This is a genomic window from Streptomyces atratus (genome assembly GCF_014648655.1).
Classification (GTDB): domain Bacteria; phylum Actinomycetota; class Actinomycetes; order Streptomycetales; family Streptomycetaceae; genus Streptomyces; species Streptomyces atratus.
This window is the reverse complement of record NZ_BMRN01000002.1, coordinates 349434-366366: the sequence shown is the minus strand read 5'-3', so window position 1 is coordinate 366366 and position 16933 is coordinate 349434. Positions and strand designations below refer to the sequence as shown.

The following is a 16933-nucleotide window of genomic DNA, read 5'->3' as shown; positions in this document are numbered from 1 at the left end:
GGATCAGCCACCGGCCGGGGCCTCGGCCGCCTCCTGCGCGGCCGCCCAACGGGCCTTCACCTCGTCGATCTTGCGGCCGTAGTACACCGAGGCCCACCACAGGCCGCCGAAGACCAGGCCGAGGATGAACATCATCGGGACGACGAAACCGCTCAGCACCAGGGCGATCTGCAGCGCCCAGCCGAGCTGTATCCCGCCGGGGCGGGTGATCATCCCGCAGAGCAGCACGGACAGCAGCATGCCGATGCCGCAGACCGTCCAGACCGTGGTGTTCGTCAGATCGTCGGACTTCATCGCGACGAGTCCGGCGAAGCCGATCACGAAGAACTCACCGATCAGCGTCGATGCACAGAGCGTACGCACGGGTCAGTGCCTTCCCAGGAGCAGTCGGGCCTCGCCGACCGTGATCACGGAACCGGTCACCAGGACGCCGGCGCCCGCATACTCGTCCTCCTCCTCGGCGAGAGTGATCGCCGCCTCCAGCGCGTCGTCCAGACGCGGTTCGACCTGGACGCGGTCGTTGCCGAAGACCTCGACCGCGACGGCGGCCAGTTCGTCGGCGTCCATCGCGCGGCCGCTGGAGTTCTGGGTGATGACGACCTCGGCGAAGATCGGCTCGAAGGCTTCGAGCAGCCCCTTGACGTCCTTGTCGCCGCTGGCGCCGACCACACCGATCAGCCGGGAGAAGCCGAACGCCTCGGAGAGCCCGTCGGCGGTGGCGCGGGCGCCCGCCGGGTTGTGGGCCGCGTCCAGGACGACGGTCGGGCTGCTGCGGACCACTTCGAGGCGGCCCGGCGAGATCACCGAGGCGAAGGCCCGGCGGACCGTGTCGATGTCGAGTGCGCCGGGCTGCTCGGCGCCGATCCCGAAGAAAGCCTCCACTGCGGCGAGCGCCACCGCCGCGTTGTGCGCCTGGTGGGCGCCGTACAGCGGGAGGAAGATCTCCGTGTACTCGCCGCCGAGGCCGCGCAGCGTCAGCAACTGTCCGCCGACGGCGATCTCACGGGAGACGACACCGAACTCCATGCCCTCGCGGGCGACCGTGGCATCGACCTCGACGGCCTTCTTCAGCATGACCTGCGCGGCGTCCACCGGCTGCTGCGCCAGGATGACCGTGGCGCCCTGCTTGATGATCCCGGCCTTCTCACCGGCGATCTCGGCGTGCGTGGCGCCGAGCCGGTCGGTGTGGTCGAGCGAAATGGGGGTGACGACGGCGACCGAGGCGTCGATGACGTTGGTCGCGTCCCAGCTGCCGCCCATGCCGACCTCCACGACGGCGACATCGACCGGCGTGTCGGCGAAGGCCGCGTAGGCCATGCCCGTCAGCACCTCGAAGAAGGAGAGCCGGTACGGCTGCTGGGCGTCGACCATCTCCACGTACGGCTTGATGTCCTGGTACGCCTCGATGAACCGCTCGGGGTCCATCGGGGCACCGTCCAGGCTGATCCGCTCGGTGATCGACTGGACGTGCGGCGATGTGTAGCGGCCGGTGCGCAGGTCGAAGGCGCCGAGCAGCGCCTCGATCATGCGGGCCGTGCTGGTCTTGCCATTGGTCCCGGTGATGTGGATCGAGGGGTACGCGCGCTGCGGCTCGCCGAGCACATCCATCAGCGCGGCGATACGCGCGACGGAAGGCTCCAGCTTGGTCTCGCCCCAGCGTCCGGCGAGCTCCTGCTCCACCGCGCGAAGCGCCTTGTCCACCTCGGGGTCGGCGGGGCGGACGGGGACGTCCTGGCCCTGCGGCGGTCCCGAGCGGGTGCGCAGGGTACGGCTCCCGGCCTCGATCACCGCCAGGTCGGGGTCGCGCTGGGTCGCTTCGTCGACGATCTCCGCGAAGGTCTCGTCGGGATCGGAGGCGTCGTGCCGGTCGGAAGGGCGGGGCTCACTCACGGGGCCAGTCTACGGATGGACACGGACATCGCGCGCAGCGCCCGGTCGCCGGAGCCCGGACCGTGCGCGGGGACGGTCGAAGCCCCCGTACTCCCGGCAGCGGGAATGCGGGGGCTTCGCCCTCAGCGGGTGATCAGCCCTGCGGCAGGTTCGCCAGTTGGTTGGTGATCCGCTCGATGTCCGCCTCGGCCTTGGCGAGCCGGCCACGGATCTTGTCGACCACGTTGTCCGGGGCCTTGCCGAGGAACGCCTCGTTGGAGAGCTTGCCGTTGGCCTGGGCCTTCTCCTTCTCGGCAGCGCCCAGGTCCTTCGTCAGGCGCTTGCGCTCGGCCTCGACGTCGATCGTGCCGGACAGGTCGAGGGCGACCGTGGCCCCCGCGACCGGCAGCGACGCGGTGGCGTGGAAGCCGTCCCCGGCGGGCTGCAGGCGCAGCAGCTGGCGGATGGCCGCCTCGTGCGGGGCGAGCGCCGTGCCGGTCAGGGTGAGCTCGGCCGGGACCTTCTGGCCGGGCTGCAGGCCCTGGTCGGAGCGGAACCGGCGGACCTCGGTGACGACCTGCTGGACGAGCTCGATCTCCTTCTCGGCCGCGTCGTCGCGGAAGCCGGAGTCGGTCGGCCAGTCGGCGATGACGACGGACTCCCGGCCGGTGAGCGCGGTCCAGAGCGTCTCCGTGACGAACGGGACGACCGGGTGCAGCAGCCGCAGCATCACGTCGAGGACCTCACCGAGGACCCGGCCCGAGACCTCGGCCGGCTTGCCGCCCGCGAAGAACGTGGTCTTGGACAGCTCGACGTACCAGTCGAAGACCTCGTCCCAGGCGAAGTGCCTCAGTGTCTCGCTGAGCTTGGAGAACTGGAAGTCGTCGTAGTACGCGTCGACTTCGGCGACGGTCTTGTTCAGCCGGGACAGGATCCATCGCTCGGTCACCGACATCTCGTCGGCGGACGGCAGTTCGCCCTCGATCGTGGCGCCGTTCATCAGGGCGAAGCGGGTCGCGTTCCAGATCTTGTTGGCGAACTTGGCGGAACCCTGGACCCACTCCTCACCGATCGGGACGTCGGTGCCCGGGTTGGCACCGCGCGCCAGGGTGAAGCGCAGCGCGTCGGAGCCGTACTTGTCCATCCAGTCCAGCGGGTTGACGACATTGCCGAACGACTTCGACATCTTCTTGCCGAACTCGTCACGGACCATGCCGTGCAGGACGATGGTCTTGAAGGGCGGGACACCGTCGTTGACGTACAGGCCGAACATCATCATCCGGGCGACCCAGAAGAAGAGGATGTCGTAGCCGGTGACCAGGACGGAGTTCGGATAGAACTTCGCGAGGCTGTCGGTCTGCTGCGGCCAGCCGAGCGTGGAGAACGGCCACAGGCCGGAGGAGAACCAGGTGTCCAGGACATCGCTGTCCTGCGTCCAGCCCTCGCCCGTGGGGACCTCGTCGTCCGGTCCGACGCAGACGACCTCGCCGTTCGGGCCGTACCAGACGGGGATGCGGTGGCCCCACCAGAGCTGGCGCGAGATCGTCCAGTCGTGGAGGTTGTCGACCCAGTCGAAGTACCGCTTCTCCATCTCCTGCGGGTGGATCTTGACGCTGCCGTCGCGGACGGCGTCACCGGCCGCCTTGGCGAGCGGGGCGACCTTGACCCACCACTGGAGGGACAGGCGCGGCTCGATGGTGGTCTTGCAGCGCGAGCAGTGGCCGACGGAGTGGAGGTACGGACGCTTCTCTGCGACGATCCGGCCCTCGGCGCGCAGCGCGCCGACGATGGCGGACCGGGCCTCCAGGCGGTCGAGTCCCTCGAACGGGCCGGGGACGGTGATGACCGCGCGCTCGTCCATGACCGTGAGGAACGGCAGGTCGTGGCGCTTGCCGATCTCGAAGTCGTTCGGGTCGTGGGCGGGCGTGACCTTCACGGCGCCGGTGCCGAACTCCGGGTCGACGTGGTGGTCGGCGACGACGGGGATCGTGCGGTCGGTCAGCGGCAGCTTGATCTGCCTGCCGATCAGGTGCTTGTAGCGCTCGTCGTCGGGGTGGACGGCGACCGCGGTGTCACCGAGCATCGTCTCGGCGCGGGTCGTGGCGACGACGATGGTGTCATCGCCCTCCCCGTACGTCATGGAGACGAGCTCGCCGTCGTCGTCCTGGTACTCGACCTCGATGTCCGAGATCGCGGTCAGACAGCGCGGGCACCAGTTGATGATGCGCTCGGCGCGGTAGATCAGCCCGTCGTCGTACATCTTCTTGAAGACGGTCTGGACGGCGGTGGACAGGCCTTCGTCCATGGTGAAGCGCTCACGGGACCAGGCGACGCCCTCGCCGAGCCGGCGCATCTGGCCGGAGATCTGGCCGCCGGACTCGTTCTTCCACTTCCAGACGCGCTCGACGAACGCCTCGCGGCCCAGGTCGTGGCGGGACTTGCCCTCCTTGCCGAGCTCACGCTCGACGACGTTCTGGGTGGCGATGCCGGCGTGGTCCATTCCGGGCTGGTACAGCGCCTCGAAGCCCTGCATGCGCTTGCGGCGGACGAGGGCGTCGATCAGCGTGTGCTCGAAGGCGTGCCCCAGGTGCAGGCTGCCCGTGACGTTCGGCGGCGGGATGACGATGGAGTACGGCGGCTTCTCGCTGTGCTCGTCGGCTTCGAAGTAACCACGTTCTACCCAGCGCTCATACAGCTTCCCCTCTACCTCGGCCGGTGCGTACTGGGTCGGCAGTTCGGGGTTGCTGGCTGGCGTCTGCTGAGTGTTCTCGGTCACGGGGGACAGTTTAGGGCCGTCACAGTCGTGCGCTGAAACCGGTTTGTTCAGTAACGGTGTGACTCCCGGTGGTCCATACGGGCGACCCTTCCGCCAGGATGTTCGGAACGCATAAGCATTCCGAACAGGGGACACCGCAGATGAGCTACAACCAGCCGGGCCCGTACGGCGGCCAGCCTCCACAGGGCCAGCCCGGACCGTACGGTGGCCAGCCGCCCCAGGGCCAGCCCGGCCCGTACGGCCAGCAGCCGGGCCCGTACGGTGGCCAGCCGCCCCAGGGTCCGCCGCAGGGCCAGCCCGGTTACGGGTACCCCCAGCAGGCCCCCCAGGGTGTCCCGCCGCAGCAGCAGCCCCAGCCGGGCTACGGCTACCCGCAGGCCCAGCAGCCGGGCCCGTACGGCCAGCAGCCGCCCACGCCGCCGTACGGCGGCCAGCAGGCCTACGGCACGATGCCGATGCCCCCGGCCCAGCCGAAGAAGAAGACCGGCCTGATCATCGGCGGCGCGGTCGTGGCACTGGCGGTCATCGCGGGCGGGGTGTACTTCCTGACGTCGGGCGGGGGCAGTTCGGTTGCCGACGACGGCAAGACGTACAAGCTGACGACGCCGGAGACGGTGATCGACGGGACGTACAAGAAGAGCCCGAGCGCGAGCGGCGACACCAAGACGGCGTCGGACGACGTCAAGGAGTTCGAGAAGTGGGGGGTGGCAAACGCCAAGCAGGTCGCGGCCAGCTACACCTCCGGTGAGGCAGCCTCCCAGAAGATTCTGTCGTTCGGCGGGGTCTACGGCACGATCGACGATCCTGAGGCCGTCGTCGACGCCATGTTCGGCAAGATGAAGGAAGAGCCCGCAAAGGGCGACAAGAAGGACGGACAACTGGTCGGCAACCCGAAATCCTTCAGCCCGGTTGGATTCGAGAACGGCATCCTCAAATGCCAGGAATCCAAATCCCCAGCCGATGCCACCACCGGCAAGGCCACCAGCGTGCCGTTCTGCATCTGGGGCGACCACAGCACCGTTGCCGTGGTCATCGACATGGATATGGCCGCGCTCATGACCGGTAAGAGTGTGTCCATGGACGACGCAGCCAACACCGCGGCCAAGCTCCGCAACGACATCCGCGTCGAGGTCAAGTAACGCACCGGGAACGGCAGAAGGGGCGCCCGGCCGGTTCAACCGGCCGGGCGCCCCTTGCGTTCACGAACCGCTACGCGGACTTCTCGTGCCGTCCGTCATCGCCCTTGCCGATCGTCCGCGGCTCGCGCGGGACCAGGGTCGGGTTCACGTTGTTGCGCACGACGTCCGCCGTGATGACGACGCGGGCGACGTCCTTGCGGGACGGCACCTCGTACATCACGGACTGCAGGACCTCTTCCATGATGGCCCGCAGGCCACGCGCGCCGGTGCCGCGGAGGATCGCCTGGTCGGCGATGGCCTCCAGGGCCGGGCGGTCGAAGTCCAGCTCGACGCCGTCGAGTTCGAACAGTCGTTGATACTGCTTCACCAGCGCGTTGCGCGGCTCGACGAGGATCTGCAGCAGCGCCTCACGGTCGAGGTTGTGGACCGAGGTGAGGACGGGCAGCCGGCCGATAAACTCCGGGATCATCCCGAACTTCACCAGGTCCTCCGGCATGACCTCCTGGAACTGGTCGCTCGCCTCGATCTCCCGCTTGGAGCGGATCGTCGCGCCGAAGCCGATGCCCTTGGCACCCGCCCGCGACTCGATGATCCTCTCCAGACCGGAGAAGGCTCCGCCCACGATGAACAGCACGTTCGTCGTGTCGATCTGGATGAACTCCTGGTGCGGGTGCTTCCGGCCGCCCTGCGGCGGTACGGAGGCGGTGGTGCCCTCCAGGATCTTCAACAGGGCCTGCTGGACGCCCTCTCCGGAGACATCGCGGGTGATCGACGGGTTCTCGCTCTTGCGGGCGACCTTGTCGATCTCGTCGATGTAGATGATCCCGGTCTCGGCCTTCTTGACGTCGTAGTCCGCGGCCTGGATCAGCTTCAGCAGGATGTTCTCGACGTCCTCGCCGACATAGCCGGCCTCCGTCAGCGCCGTCGCGTCGGCGATGGCGAACGGGACGTTGAGCATGCGGGCCAGGGTCTGCGCGAGAAGCGTCTTGCCGGAGCCCGTGGGGCCCAGCAGCAGGATGTTGGACTTGGCCAGCTCGATGGCGTCGTCCCGGCCCTGCGCGCCGCCGTTCTCGCCCGCCTGGACCCGCTTGTAGTGGTTGTACACAGCGACCGAGAGGGCCTTCTTCGCGGGCTCCTGCCCGACGACGTACCCCTCGAGGAACTCGTAGATCTCGCGCGGCTTGGGGAGTTCCTCCCACCGCACCTCGGAGGTCTCCGCGAGTTCCTCCTCGATGATCTCGTTACAGAGATCGATGCACTCATCGCAGATGTACACACCGGGTCCCGCGATGAGCTTCTTCACCTGCTTCTGGCTCTTTCCGCAGAACGAGCACTTGAGCAGGTCGCCGCCATCACCGATGCGTGCCACGAGGTGCTTCCCCTTCGCCTGGGAGCAGCTTGGTTCAGCGGCTCCTGGTGCCTCTATCCGACGGTACCTTGCCTTGCCCCCCGTTCGGGCCCCCCTTGGCACGGTTCACATGGCCGATGCGGTGTGAACTCGCCGTGCCAAGGGGCGAAGGCCGACGTCAGACGGCCGTGGCCGCCTGCTTGCGGGTCGACACGATCTGGTCGACGAGACCGTAGGCGAGGGCATCCTCGGCGGTCAGGATCTTGTCGCGCTCGATGTCGTCGCGGATCTTGTCGATCGGCGTGGTGGAGTGCTTGGCCAGCATCTCCTCCAGCTGGGTGCGCATCCGAAGGATCTCGTTGGCCGCGATCTCCAGGTCGGAGAGCTGCTCACGGCCGGTCTGCGAGGACGGCTGGTGGATCAGTACACGGGCGTTGGGCAGCGCCATCCGCTTGCCGGGCGTACCCGCGGCAAGCAGCACGGCCGCGGCGGAGGCCGCCTGGCCCATGCAAACCGTCTGGATGTCCGGCTTCACGAACTGCATCGTGTCGTAGATCGCGGTGAGCGCGGTGAACGAGCCGCCGGGGCTGTTGATGTAGATCGAGATGTCCCGGTCCGGGTCCATCGACTCCAGGCACAGCAGCTGCGCCATGACGTCGTTGGCGGAGGCGTCGTCGATCTGCACGCCGAGGAAGATCACGCGCTCCTCGAAGAGCTTCGCGTACGGGTCGTACTCACGCACGCCCTGCGAGGTGCGCTCCACGAAGCGCGGCACGATGTAGCGGTTGTCCACCTGCGGGCCGGTGTAGAGGCCGCTCGCGGAGGCGCCGGGGAAGTTGTTCATGTGGGTGTTCACCATCCTGGTGGCGTTCTGTGGCTGGGTGTCTCGGCGTACGAGAGGTGCGCGGGGGCGGTGGAACCGGATCCGGTGGGTACCGGATCAGGCGCCGGTGCCGCCGCCGCCCGGAACGCCCGATGCGATCGTGATGATCTCGTCGATGAGGCCGTACTCCTTGGCCTCCTCCGCGGTGTACCAGCGGTCGCGGTCGCCGTCACGGATGATCGTCTCGACCGTCTGGCCGGAGTGGCGGGCGGTGATCTCCGCCATCCGCTGCTTGGTGCGCAGCAGGTACTGGGCCTGGATCTTGATGTCCGAGGCGGTACCGCCGATGCCGGCCGAACCCTGGTGCATGAGGATGTCGGTGTTCGGGAGCGCGAAGCGCTTGCCCGCGGTGCCGCCGGTGAGCAGGAACTGGCCCATCGAGGCCGCCATGCCCATACCGATGGTGACCACGTCGTTCGGGATGTACTGCATGGTGTCGTAGACCGCCATGCCCGCCGTCACCGAACCGCCGGGGCTGTTGATGTAGAGGTAGATGTCCTTGTCCGGCTCGGCGGCAAGGAGAAGCAGCTGCGCCGTGATCTTGTTGGCGATCTCATCGTCGACCTGCTGACCGAGGAAGATGATGCGCTCGCCGAGCAGTCGGCTGTAGACCTGGTCACCGAGGCCTCCACCGAGGGACGGCTCTCCGGCGGCGTAGGGCATCAGATTCGTCACGTATCCACCTGCTCGTCTCTGACGGCTCCGGCCGTCTCAGCGTCTTCGTACCGGGTGGGCGGGGACTCCCCTGCCCTTCCTATTCATGGACCCTAACGCGCAGGTAGGACAACGCCATCCCGCTTCCGCAACTGTTCGCTGGGAGCGCAAGCTCCGCAGTCGGCACAAGGGTTGTGGGGCACCGTACGCCATACGACGACGGGCTCCGAACGCACAAGCGTCCGGAGCCCGTCGTACGGGTTCAGCGCGAGGCTCAGGCCTCGGTCTTCTCCTCGGTGACCTCGGCAACGGCCTCGGCGGCACCATCGGCGGCCTCGACCGTCTCGATGGCCTCCTCCTCGTCGTCCTCCAGCTCGACGACCTCACCGTTGGTGTCGACGACCTTGGCGACCTCGACGACCACGGCCAGCGCCTTGCCGCGGGCGACCTCACCGACGAGCATCGGCACCTGGCCGCCCTCGACGACGGCCTGGGCGAACTGGTCGGGGCTCATGCCGGAGGAAGCAGCGCGCCGCATGAGGTGCTCGGTGAGCTCCTCCTGGTTGACGTTCAGCTTCTCCTTGTTGACGATCTCGTCCAGGATGAACTGGGTCTTGATGCCCTTGATCGCCTGCTCGGAGGTCTCGGCCTCGAACTCCTCGACCGTCTTGCCCTGGATCTCCAGGTACTTGTCGAGGGTCAGACCCATCTGACCGAGCTGGTGGTGCTCCAGGTTGTGCTTGCGGGTCTGGACCTCGTCCGCGAGCAGCTTCTCCGGGATCGGGACCTCGGCCAGCTTCAACAGCTCGTCGAGGACGCGCTCCTGGGCCTGGGTGGCCTGGTCGAACTGCTTGGTGTTCTCGAGGCGCTTGCGGCTGTCCGCCTTCAGCTCGTCGAGGGTGTCGAACTCGCTCGCCATCTGGGCGAACTCGTCGTCCAGCTCGGGGAGCTCACGGGCGGCGACGGCGGTGACCTTGACGGTGACCTCGGCCTCCTTGCCCTCGGCCGAGCCGCCCTTCAGCTCGGAGGTGAAGGTGGCCTCGCCACCCGCCTCCAGGCCGGTGACGGCGGCGTCGATGCCGTCGAGGAGCTCGCCGGAACCGATGGTGTACGAGACACCCTCGGCCACGCCGTCCTCCAGGACCTCGCCGTCGACCTTGGCCTGCAGGTCGATCGTCACGACGTCGCCCTCGGCGGCGGCGCGCTCGACCGGGTTGGTCGAGGCGAAGCGCTCGCGGAGCTGCTCCACGGCCTTCTCGACGTCCTCGTCGCTGACCTCGAGGGCGTCGACGGTGACCTCGATGCCGGAGTAGTCCGGAATCTCGATCTCGGGGCGTACGTCAACCTCGGCGGTGAAGGCCAGCAGTTCGCCGTCCTTCAGCTCGGTGATGTCGACCTCGGGCTGACCGAGGACGTTGAGCTCACCCTCGTTGACAGCCTCGGTGTAGAACTTCGGGAGGGCGTCGTTGACGGCCTCCTCCAGCACCGCACCACGGCCGAACCGCTGGTCGATGACCCGGGCGGGGATCTTGCCCTTGCGGAAGCCCTTCACCGTGACCTGCTGGTTGATCTTCTTGTACGCCGCGTCGAGGCTGTCCTTGAGCTCCTCGAAGGGCACCTCGACAGTGAGCCGAACCCGGGTCGGGTTCAGGGTCTCCACGGCGCTCTTCACGGTTCGGTCTCCTTGTGGCTGACTTCTTGGGGTTCTGCTCCGCCGCACGGGAGGCGGCTTCGCGGACCGAGCCCGGTACATCAGACACACGGGCACGCATTTTGCATAGTAACGGCAAGGAGACGGACTCCCACAATGCGATCTTGCCGGTGGTCTGCGATCTTGCCGGTGGTCGGGGTGGCCGGATTCGAACCGACGACCTTCCGCTCCCAAAGCGGACGCGCTACCAAGCTGCGCCACACCCCGTCGGTGCGACACGTAGGGTACATGCAGATGGGCAGTGCATCAGCCGCTTTGCGCGGGCGGCACCGAACGCGACACCGGGTGACCGCAATCGGGTGTGCGAGCAGCGCCCGCGACCCGCTACGATGCTTCTCGTTGCCGCCGGTCCCCGGACCTGCGGTGCGGTGCTTGCGGGCGTAGCTCAATGGTAGAGCCCTAGTCTTCCAAACTAGCTACGCGGGTTCGATTCCCGTCGCCCGCTCCATGCTTGGGCCCGGTCCGACGAATCCCTCGTCGGACCGGGCCCTTTGCGTTCCGGCTGCTTCCCGCCCGCGTCCTGGCCTCTCGCGCCGGAGCGCGGGCGCCGGCCCGGCCGGATCAGAAGGTGATCTGGTTGATGGTCTCCGCTATCGAGTTCATGAACCTGTTTATCGACGGAGCCATGCCGGTCGATGCCAGGAAGAAGCCGAAGAGCACCGCGACGATCGCGGGTCCGGCCTTGATGGCGCCGCCTCGGATCTGGACCACCAGGACGATCGCCAACAGAAGCACCACAGACAGTGAAATGGCCACAACTGATCACACCCTTGGTCGGTCCGCCTTGCCGGCCCGGAGGTGTGCGGCCGAGCACTCCTCCGTTCCGTCCATCGTGCCACCAACTCCCCCGTGGTCGCTGCCAGGTGACGGACCGAACGGACGGGATCGCGCCATCCTTGCGCCCCGCGTGCGCCCGGGGCGCACGGCTGCACAAGGGGTGGCACAGGGCCCCACCGAGGCTCCGCACATCTGTGAGTGAACTGTGAATCAAATAATCAGAACAGCTTGCGACTGTGACGGTTTCCATATCCACACACTTCATTCACATGCAATTTCAAGGCTCCAGTGCGATGAAATTCACCTCCCCAAACCGCCTGGCGGTATGCCCCATTCAAGGTGGATAAAGTCGGGCATAGCGGGCGGTTTTTGGCGGTTTCACTTTTGATTGGACGCGGACATGCAATATCCCCGGGCGGTTTTACGAATTGCAATCGTGGCGTCTAAGGTGCTTTAGATGTTCCACGCTCCGAACGTATTTCAGAGGGCCCCGCTCCCATCGGCGACCCAGGAGTCGGAGCCCAGACGCCGAGGGACGGTGACTGGCACCGCGGCACCCCCCGCACCGGTGGCGAACAAGCCTCCGGCCGCCGCGCCGGCGAAGAAGCGTGACGCCTACTTCGACAACGTCAAATATCTGGCCATCGTGCTCGTCGCGGTGGCGCACTCGTGGGAACCGGTGATGGACGGCAGCCGGACCGCCCGTGCGCTGTACATGGTGGCGTACACCTTTCACATGCCGGCGTTCATCATCGTCTCCGGCTATTTCTCCCGCTCGTTCGACATGTCCGCCGCCAAGGTAAAACGCCTGCTCACCGGCGTCGCCGTGCCCTATGTGGTGTTCGAGACGGCGTATTCGCTGTTCAAGCGGTACGCGGACGACTCGCCCGATCAACCGATCAGCCTGATCGACCCCTGGTATCTCACCTGGTTCCTGATCGCCCTGTTCGTCTGGCGGATCACCACACCGCTGTGGCAGGCGCTGCGCCATCCGCTGCCCGTGGCGCTCCTCATCGCCGTGCTCGCCTCTTTCTCCCCGACGATCGGCGACGATCTCGATCTCCAGCGTGTTCTGCAGTTCCTGCCGTTCTTCGTGCTGGGGCTCCGGCTGAAGCCCGAACATTTCCAACTGGTCCGCCGGCGTGAGGTGCGGATGCTCGCGCTCCCGCTGTTCGCCGGGGCCCTGTTGTTCGCGTACTGGGCGGCGCCGCGGATGCAGCTGGGCTGGTTCTACCGCAGCAACAGCGCGCCCGAGATGGGCGCCCCGTGGTGGTCCGGTGCTGTGATGACACTGGCGATGTTCGGCTGCGCGCTGCTGCTCACCATCGGGTTCCTGTCCTGGGTGCCGCGCCGCCACATGTGGTTCACCGTGCTCGGCTCCGGAACGATCTGCGGCTATCTGCTGCACGGATTCCTGATCAAGGGCGCCGGATATGCCGGGGTGTTCGACACCTACGCATGGCTCTCGACGCCCGGCGGCCTGGTCCTCGTCTCACTGGTCGCGGCCGGCGCGGTGACGCTGATGTGTACGCCGCCGGTACGGCGGGTGCTGCGTCCGGTGACCGAGCCGGACATGAACTGGGCGTTCCGGCGCGCCGCGTCCGGACTCTGATCCGAGTGGATCAGTCCTTCGCCGTGTTGGCTTGAACCGATTGCTCGACGGGCGATTCGCCCGAGGTGAGCCCGAGCAGCCCCCGTACCTGCGCATACTTCTCGGCCAGCCGGGTACGGGTCGCCGGTTCCAGCACGGCGAGGCGGGCCGGGTCGGCGTTGTGTGCCAGGTCGGACTCCTTGATCAGCAGGGCGCCCGGGGTGTCGAGGATGCGCCGGGTGTACGAACCGAGGTCCTCGCCGTCACGTCTGGTGACGGCGAGGACCATGTCCTTGACCTCCTGGGGAAGTGCGGCGTCGGCCAGCCATTCCTCCGACAGCGCGTCGTCCTCGACGGCGTCGTGCAGCCAGGCCGCGGCGATCTGTTCGTCGCTGCCGCCCCTGATCCGTACGCCCTCCGCGACGGCGTGGAGGTGTTCGCCGTACGGGCGTCCCGCCTTGTCCGTCTGTGAACGGTGGGCCGTACGGGCGATTGCCTCGACTTCGGCCAGGTTCAGGTTCCTGCGCGGCGTGGTCATGGTCCGACTCTACGGACGGGCGGCCGTTCCGCGCAGGGCCGCACGGGCCGGGATCATTGCGGCGGCGAGGCCGAGCCCGACGGTCGCGGCGACGAATGATCCGTACAACACCGGCGGGATGTACGGCGATTCACCCGTCATCCCCTTCGTCATCGGGATGAGTGTGGCCAGTGCGATGGCGGTGCCGAGCGCGGCCCCGGCCACCGTGACGAGCAGCGCCTCCCAGCGGATCATGCCCATGACCTGGCGGCGGGTGGAGCCGACGAGGCGGAGCATGGTCAGTTCGCGGCGGCGGTCGAGGACGGTCATCACCAGGGTGTTGACTGCGGCGACGGCTGCGAATCCGCCGAGTACCGCGGCCATGACGGTGTTGGCCCAGGCGCTGAGCTCACGGTCCTTGTCCTGTGCGGCGGCGTAGCCGGAGCGGTCGGTGACGGTGCCGAGCGCGGTGAGTCTCTGTGCGGCGGCGGGGGTGGCCCGTACCAGCACGTCGGAGGCGTACGGGGAGGTGACATGGGTCTTCAGGTCGGTGGCGGGCAGCGTGACGAGGCTGGTGCCCAGGCCTCGGCCGTAGACGGCGACGATCTTCGGTGACGCCTTGGTGCCGTCCGGGAGGCGCAGGGCCAGCCGGTCGCCGGTCCCGACCTTCGTGGAGCCGGCGAGGGTGGTGTCGATGGCGACGGTGCCGGGCCGCAGGCCGGTGAGCGATCCGGTCCGGACGTCGAGGTCCTGGACCTTGGCGAGGTCGCCGCCGGAGCCGGTGATCCCCTGGGCGGAGGTGCTCTGGAGCCTCCGGTCCCCGCCCGATCCGGTGGGCACCAGGACGGAACCGCGGAGCAGCCCGACGGCGGTCGTGACACCGGGTGTGGCGGCGGCCCGTTCGGTCGCGTCGGAGGCGAGTCCGCCCGGGGCGGAGACGATGTGGTCGGCGGTGATGGCGTCGCGCTGCTGGTGAGCGATCACCCGGTCCTGGCTGGTTTGCATGAAGACGAGCGTGGAGGAGAAGGCCATGGCGAGCACGATCGGGGTGATCGCGGAGGCCAGGCGGCGCGAGTTCGTCCGGGAGTTGGCGGCGGCCAGCGAGCCCGACGCGCCTGCCGCGCGCAGCGGGAGGCCGATGACGGCGGCGCAGATCCGGGCTATCAGCGGGCCGAGCAGGCCGACCGCGATCATGAAGAACATGACGACGCCGAGTGCGGCGTTCGCCGCGTCCTCGCCGCTCGTGGACGCGGCGACGCCCGCGAAGATTCCGCCGCCGACGAGGGCGGCGATGCCGAGCGGGGTGCGGATCCAGCCGAACGGGGGGCGTTCCACAGCGGACTGCGCGAGAGCCAGCCCCGGCTTGATCTTCGACGGCCTGCGGGCGGCGAAGTATCCGGCGCTCAGCGCGGTGAGCATCGTGGCGGCCGTGGCGATGGTCAGCGGCAGCCAGGACACGTGCAGATCGACGGGCCCGGGGATGGCTCCCCGGTCCTGGAGCTGCCCGAACCACCAGCGGGCCAGGGCGATTCCGGGCAGGCAGCCGAGCGCTCCGGCGAGCGGGGCGATGAGCAGGGATTCGGTGGCGATGGAGCGGCGCAGCTGGCGCGGGGTGGCGCCGATGGCGCGCAGCAGGGCGAACTCGCGGCTGCGCTGGCCGACCGAGAGGGCGACCGTACCGGCGGCGGTGAAGACGGCGACCATGGTGGCGACGCCGCCGAAGGAGCCGCCGAGGCCGACGAGGAGCTCCGTGGCGCCCGCGAGTTCCGCGTCCTCGACGGCGCCCCGGCCGTCACCGGTGTGGACCTCGGCATGGGCGGTGCGGCCGACGGCCTCGCGCACCTGGTCGGCGAGGGCATCGGTGGTGGTGCCCCGGGCAGCGAGCACGGCGATGGCGTCGACCCGGCCGGGGTGGCCGGAGAGCTGGACGGCCTGCCGGTCGGCGAACCAGACGGTGGCGTCGGTGGCGGTGGTGCCCGCGACACGGAACTCGCGTGCGCCCGCGGGGGTGTCGAGGGTGATCTTCTCGCCGACGTGGGCCTCGGTGCCGGTGGGGACGACGACTTCGCCGGTCCCGGGCGCCTCGCCGGTGACCAGGCGCGTGCCGGTGAGGGCGGTGGAGCCCCAGCCGTGAGCGGTGAGGGGGGTGCCGCCCTGTCGCACGGAGTAACTCACGTCCCCGATCGCAGCCGCCGCGCCGGGGGCCGAGGCGACCTCGCCCACCAGGGATTCGGGGAGCCGCGCGTTGTCCGGTACGGGGTGGGCGGCGTCGTACGCGCCCTCGCCGCTGCCGACCGTCATGTGGACCCGCTGGTCGGCGGCGACGACCACGGGCGCCTTGGCGTAGCGCTCCGCGGGTATGGAAGCGCGCAGGCCGGTCTCCAGCAGGATGCCGCAGGCGGAGACGATCGCCGCGGCCAGCAGGAGCGCGACGAAGGTCCCGGCGAACGACGCGGGTTTGAAGCGGACGGCCGCGCGGGCGAGGCCGTTCGGGACGTGCGGGGTGAACATCAGGCTGCTGCTCCTGCGCGGGCGGGGGTGTGGGCGGAGGCGTGGGCGGTCAGTGCGGTCATCCGGGCCGCGATCTGTGCGGCCCCGGCGCGCGGCAGGCTGTCCGCGATCGCGCCGTCGGCGAGGAAGAGCACCCGGTCGGCGTAGGCGGCGGCAGCCGGGTCGTGGGTGACCATGACGACCGTGGCGCCGAGGCTGTCCACCGCGTGCCGGAGCAGGGCGAGGATCTCGGCGGCGGTGGTGGTGTCGAGGGCGCCGGTCGGTTCGTCGGCGAAGACCACGTCGGGGCGGGTGACCAGGGCGCGGGCGACGGCGACGCGCTGCTGCTGGCCGCCGGAGAGCTGGCCGGGGCGGCGTGCGCCCTTGTCGCCGAGGCCGACCCGGGTGAGCATCTCGGCGGCTGCGTGGCGGCTGCGGGCGGAGCCGGTGCGCTGTCCGGCCAGGCGCATGGGCAGGACGACGTTCTGCTCGACCGTGAGGGACGGGAGCAGGTTGAAGGCCTGGAAGACGAAGCCGAGGCGGGTGCGGCGCAGCTCGGTGAGCCGGTTCTCACTCATTCCGGTGATCTCGGTGCCGCCGAGGCGTACGGAGCCTTCGGTCGGGCGGTCGAGTCCGGCCGCGCACTGCAGGAAGGTCGACTTTCCCGAGCCGGAGGGGCCCATGACGGCCGTGAAACTGGCGCGCGGGAGGGCGAGGTCGATGCCCCTCAGAGCGTGGACGGCGGAGCTGCCGCGGCCGTACTGCCTGCGGACGCCTCGCAGTTCCACGGCAAGGTCCGAGGGGCCGGGCCCCTGGTGGATGTCCGCCGTGTACTGCCTGTCCTGCGCGCCCTGCTTGGTGCGTCGCAGCCCCATGGTGTCCGCCTTCCGTTGTTCGTCGGCCGGTCGTCCGGCCGATACCTCGAACGTACGGATCACGAGCGGGTCCGGACCATGGCGGCTGCTGGCGGATCGAGGGTGGGGCAAACCCCAGGTGTTCCCGGGGGCAGGCAGACCCCGGGGGCCACCGCAGGGGGCACCCCGGTGGATTCCGAGAGGGGGTACAGAGGAGGGACAGTTGCAACGTCAATCGTTCGGTAAACTAATTACTGACGATTTCTTGACGCTCTCTTGACCCATCGAAGGATCAGGCTCATCGGACACGCAGACACGCTCATC

General features: G+C 68.6%; 13 protein-coding genes and 2 tRNA genes. 3 read left to right on the top strand and 12 right to left on the bottom strand.

Features of this window, described 5'->3' with window-relative positions; all coding sequences use genetic code 11:
* Positions 1-3: 3 nt before the first annotated feature.
* The 3 genes from IEZ15_RS04620 to IEZ15_RS04610 form a co-directional block, all read right to left on the bottom strand.
* Positions 4-363: a DUF4233 domain-containing protein gene (locus IEZ15_RS04620; protein ID WP_189274432.1), complete on the bottom strand. Its 360-nt coding sequence runs from the start codon at positions 361-363 to the stop codon at positions 4-6.
* 3 nt (positions 364-366) lie between these two features.
* Entirely contained in the window at positions 367-1890 is a 1524-nt protein-coding gene (gene folC / locus IEZ15_RS04615) for a bifunctional tetrahydrofolate synthase/dihydrofolate synthase (protein WP_189274430.1), read from the bottom strand.
* Between the two features lie 133 nt (positions 1891-2023).
* Positions 2024-4645, bottom strand: coding sequence for a valine--tRNA ligase (locus IEZ15_RS04610; RefSeq protein WP_189274428.1), 2622 nt, complete (start codon positions 4643-4645; stop codon positions 2024-2026).
* Between the two features lie 140 nt (positions 4646-4785).
* Between IEZ15_RS04610 and IEZ15_RS04605 the strand changes: the two genes are divergently transcribed.
* Complete coding sequence (locus tag IEZ15_RS04605; protein WP_189274426.1) at positions 4786-5784, top strand: hypothetical protein; 999 nt, start codon at positions 4786-4788, stop codon at positions 5782-5784.
* A 70-nt stretch (positions 5785-5854) separates the two neighbouring features.
* Here IEZ15_RS04605 and clpX read toward each other — a convergent pair whose 3' ends face one another.
* The 5 genes from clpX to IEZ15_RS04580 all read right to left on the bottom strand — a co-directional run bounded on the left by clpX (position 5855) and on the right by IEZ15_RS04580 (position 10587).
* Positions 5855-7153, bottom strand: coding sequence for an ATP-dependent Clp protease ATP-binding subunit ClpX (gene clpX, locus IEZ15_RS04600; protein ID WP_114244485.1), 1299 nt, complete (start codon positions 7151-7153; stop codon positions 5855-5857).
* 157 nt (positions 7154-7310) lie between these two features.
* Positions 7311-7991: an ATP-dependent Clp protease proteolytic subunit gene (locus IEZ15_RS04595; RefSeq protein WP_093898221.1), complete on the bottom strand. Its 681-nt coding sequence runs from the start codon at positions 7989-7991 to the stop codon at positions 7311-7313.
* A gap of 81 nt (positions 7992-8072) precedes the next feature.
* Positions 8073-8678 (bottom strand): ATP-dependent Clp protease proteolytic subunit, encoded by a 606-nt coding sequence (locus IEZ15_RS04590; protein ID WP_176729207.1) that lies wholly within the window; start codon positions 8676-8678, stop codon positions 8073-8075.
* Between the two features lie 265 nt (positions 8679-8943).
* Complete coding sequence (gene tig, locus IEZ15_RS04585) at positions 8944-10341, bottom strand: trigger factor (protein ID WP_157987099.1); 1398 nt, start codon at positions 10339-10341, stop codon at positions 8944-8946.
* 169 nt (positions 10342-10510) lie between these two features.
* Positions 10511-10587: transfer RNA gene (locus IEZ15_RS04580), tRNA-Pro, on the bottom strand.
* Between the two features lie 167 nt (positions 10588-10754).
* Here IEZ15_RS04580 and IEZ15_RS04575 point away from each other — a divergent pair.
* Positions 10755-10828 (top strand) — tRNA-Gly (locus IEZ15_RS04575).
* 113 nt (positions 10829-10941) lie between these two features.
* Here IEZ15_RS04575 and IEZ15_RS04570 read toward each other — a convergent pair.
* Complete coding sequence (locus IEZ15_RS04570) at positions 10942-11136, bottom strand: hypothetical protein (protein WP_114244487.1); 195 nt, start codon at positions 11134-11136, stop codon at positions 10942-10944.
* A 478-nt stretch (positions 11137-11614) separates the two neighbouring features.
* Here IEZ15_RS04570 and IEZ15_RS04565 point away from each other — a divergent pair, with 478 nt between their 5' ends.
* Positions 11615-12769, top strand: a complete 1155-nt coding sequence (locus IEZ15_RS04565; protein ID WP_189274423.1) for an acyltransferase family protein — start codon at positions 11615-11617, stop codon at positions 12767-12769.
* A gap of 10 nt (positions 12770-12779) precedes the next feature.
* Here IEZ15_RS04565 and IEZ15_RS04560 read toward each other — a convergent pair whose 3' ends face one another.
* Genes IEZ15_RS04560 through IEZ15_RS04550 form a run of 3 tightly spaced genes read right to left on the bottom strand, consistent with a single transcriptional unit; the run spans position 12780 to position 16630 of the window.
* Complete coding sequence (locus tag IEZ15_RS04560) at positions 12780-13286, bottom strand: HD domain-containing protein (RefSeq protein ID WP_189274420.1); 507 nt, start codon at positions 13284-13286, stop codon at positions 12780-12782.
* 9 nt (positions 13287-13295) lie between these two features.
* Positions 13296-15776 (bottom strand): ABC transporter permease, encoded by a 2481-nt coding sequence (locus IEZ15_RS04555; protein ID WP_189274418.1) that lies wholly within the window; start codon positions 15774-15776, stop codon positions 13296-13298.
* Positions 15776-16630, bottom strand: coding sequence for an ABC transporter ATP-binding protein (locus IEZ15_RS04550; RefSeq protein ID WP_189274701.1), 855 nt, complete (start codon positions 16628-16630; stop codon positions 15776-15778). Before IEZ15_RS04550 ends, IEZ15_RS04555 begins: the two co-directional genes overlap by 1 nt.
* Positions 16631-16933: the final 303 nt, after the last annotated feature.

Bases quoted from the DNA above. Each gene is read 5' to 3' on its own strand.
- IEZ15_RS04550 (WP_189274701.1), bottom strand. From the start codon at position 16,630: ATGGGGCTGCGACGCACCAAGCAGGGCGCGCAGGACAGGCAGTACACG.
- IEZ15_RS04560 (WP_189274420.1), bottom strand. From the start codon at position 13,286: ATGACCACGCCGCGCAGGAACCTGAACCTGGCCGAAGTCGAGGCAATC.
- IEZ15_RS04565 (WP_189274423.1), top strand. From the start codon at position 11,615: ATGTTCCACGCTCCGAACGTATTTCAGAGGGCCCCGCTCCCATCGGCG.
- IEZ15_RS04595 (WP_093898221.1), bottom strand. From the start codon at position 7,991: ATGGTGAACACCCACATGAACAACTTCCCCGGCGCCTCCGCGAGCGGC.
- IEZ15_RS04605 (WP_189274426.1), top strand. From the start codon at position 4,786: ATGAGCTACAACCAGCCGGGCCCGTACGGCGGCCAGCCTCCACAGGGC.
- IEZ15_RS04590 (WP_176729207.1), bottom strand. From the start codon at position 8,678: ATGCCCTACGCCGCCGGAGAGCCGTCCCTCGGTGGAGGCCTCGGTGAC.
- IEZ15_RS04555 (WP_189274418.1), bottom strand. From the start codon at position 15,776: ATGTTCACCCCGCACGTCCCGAACGGCCTCGCCCGCGCGGCCGTCCGC.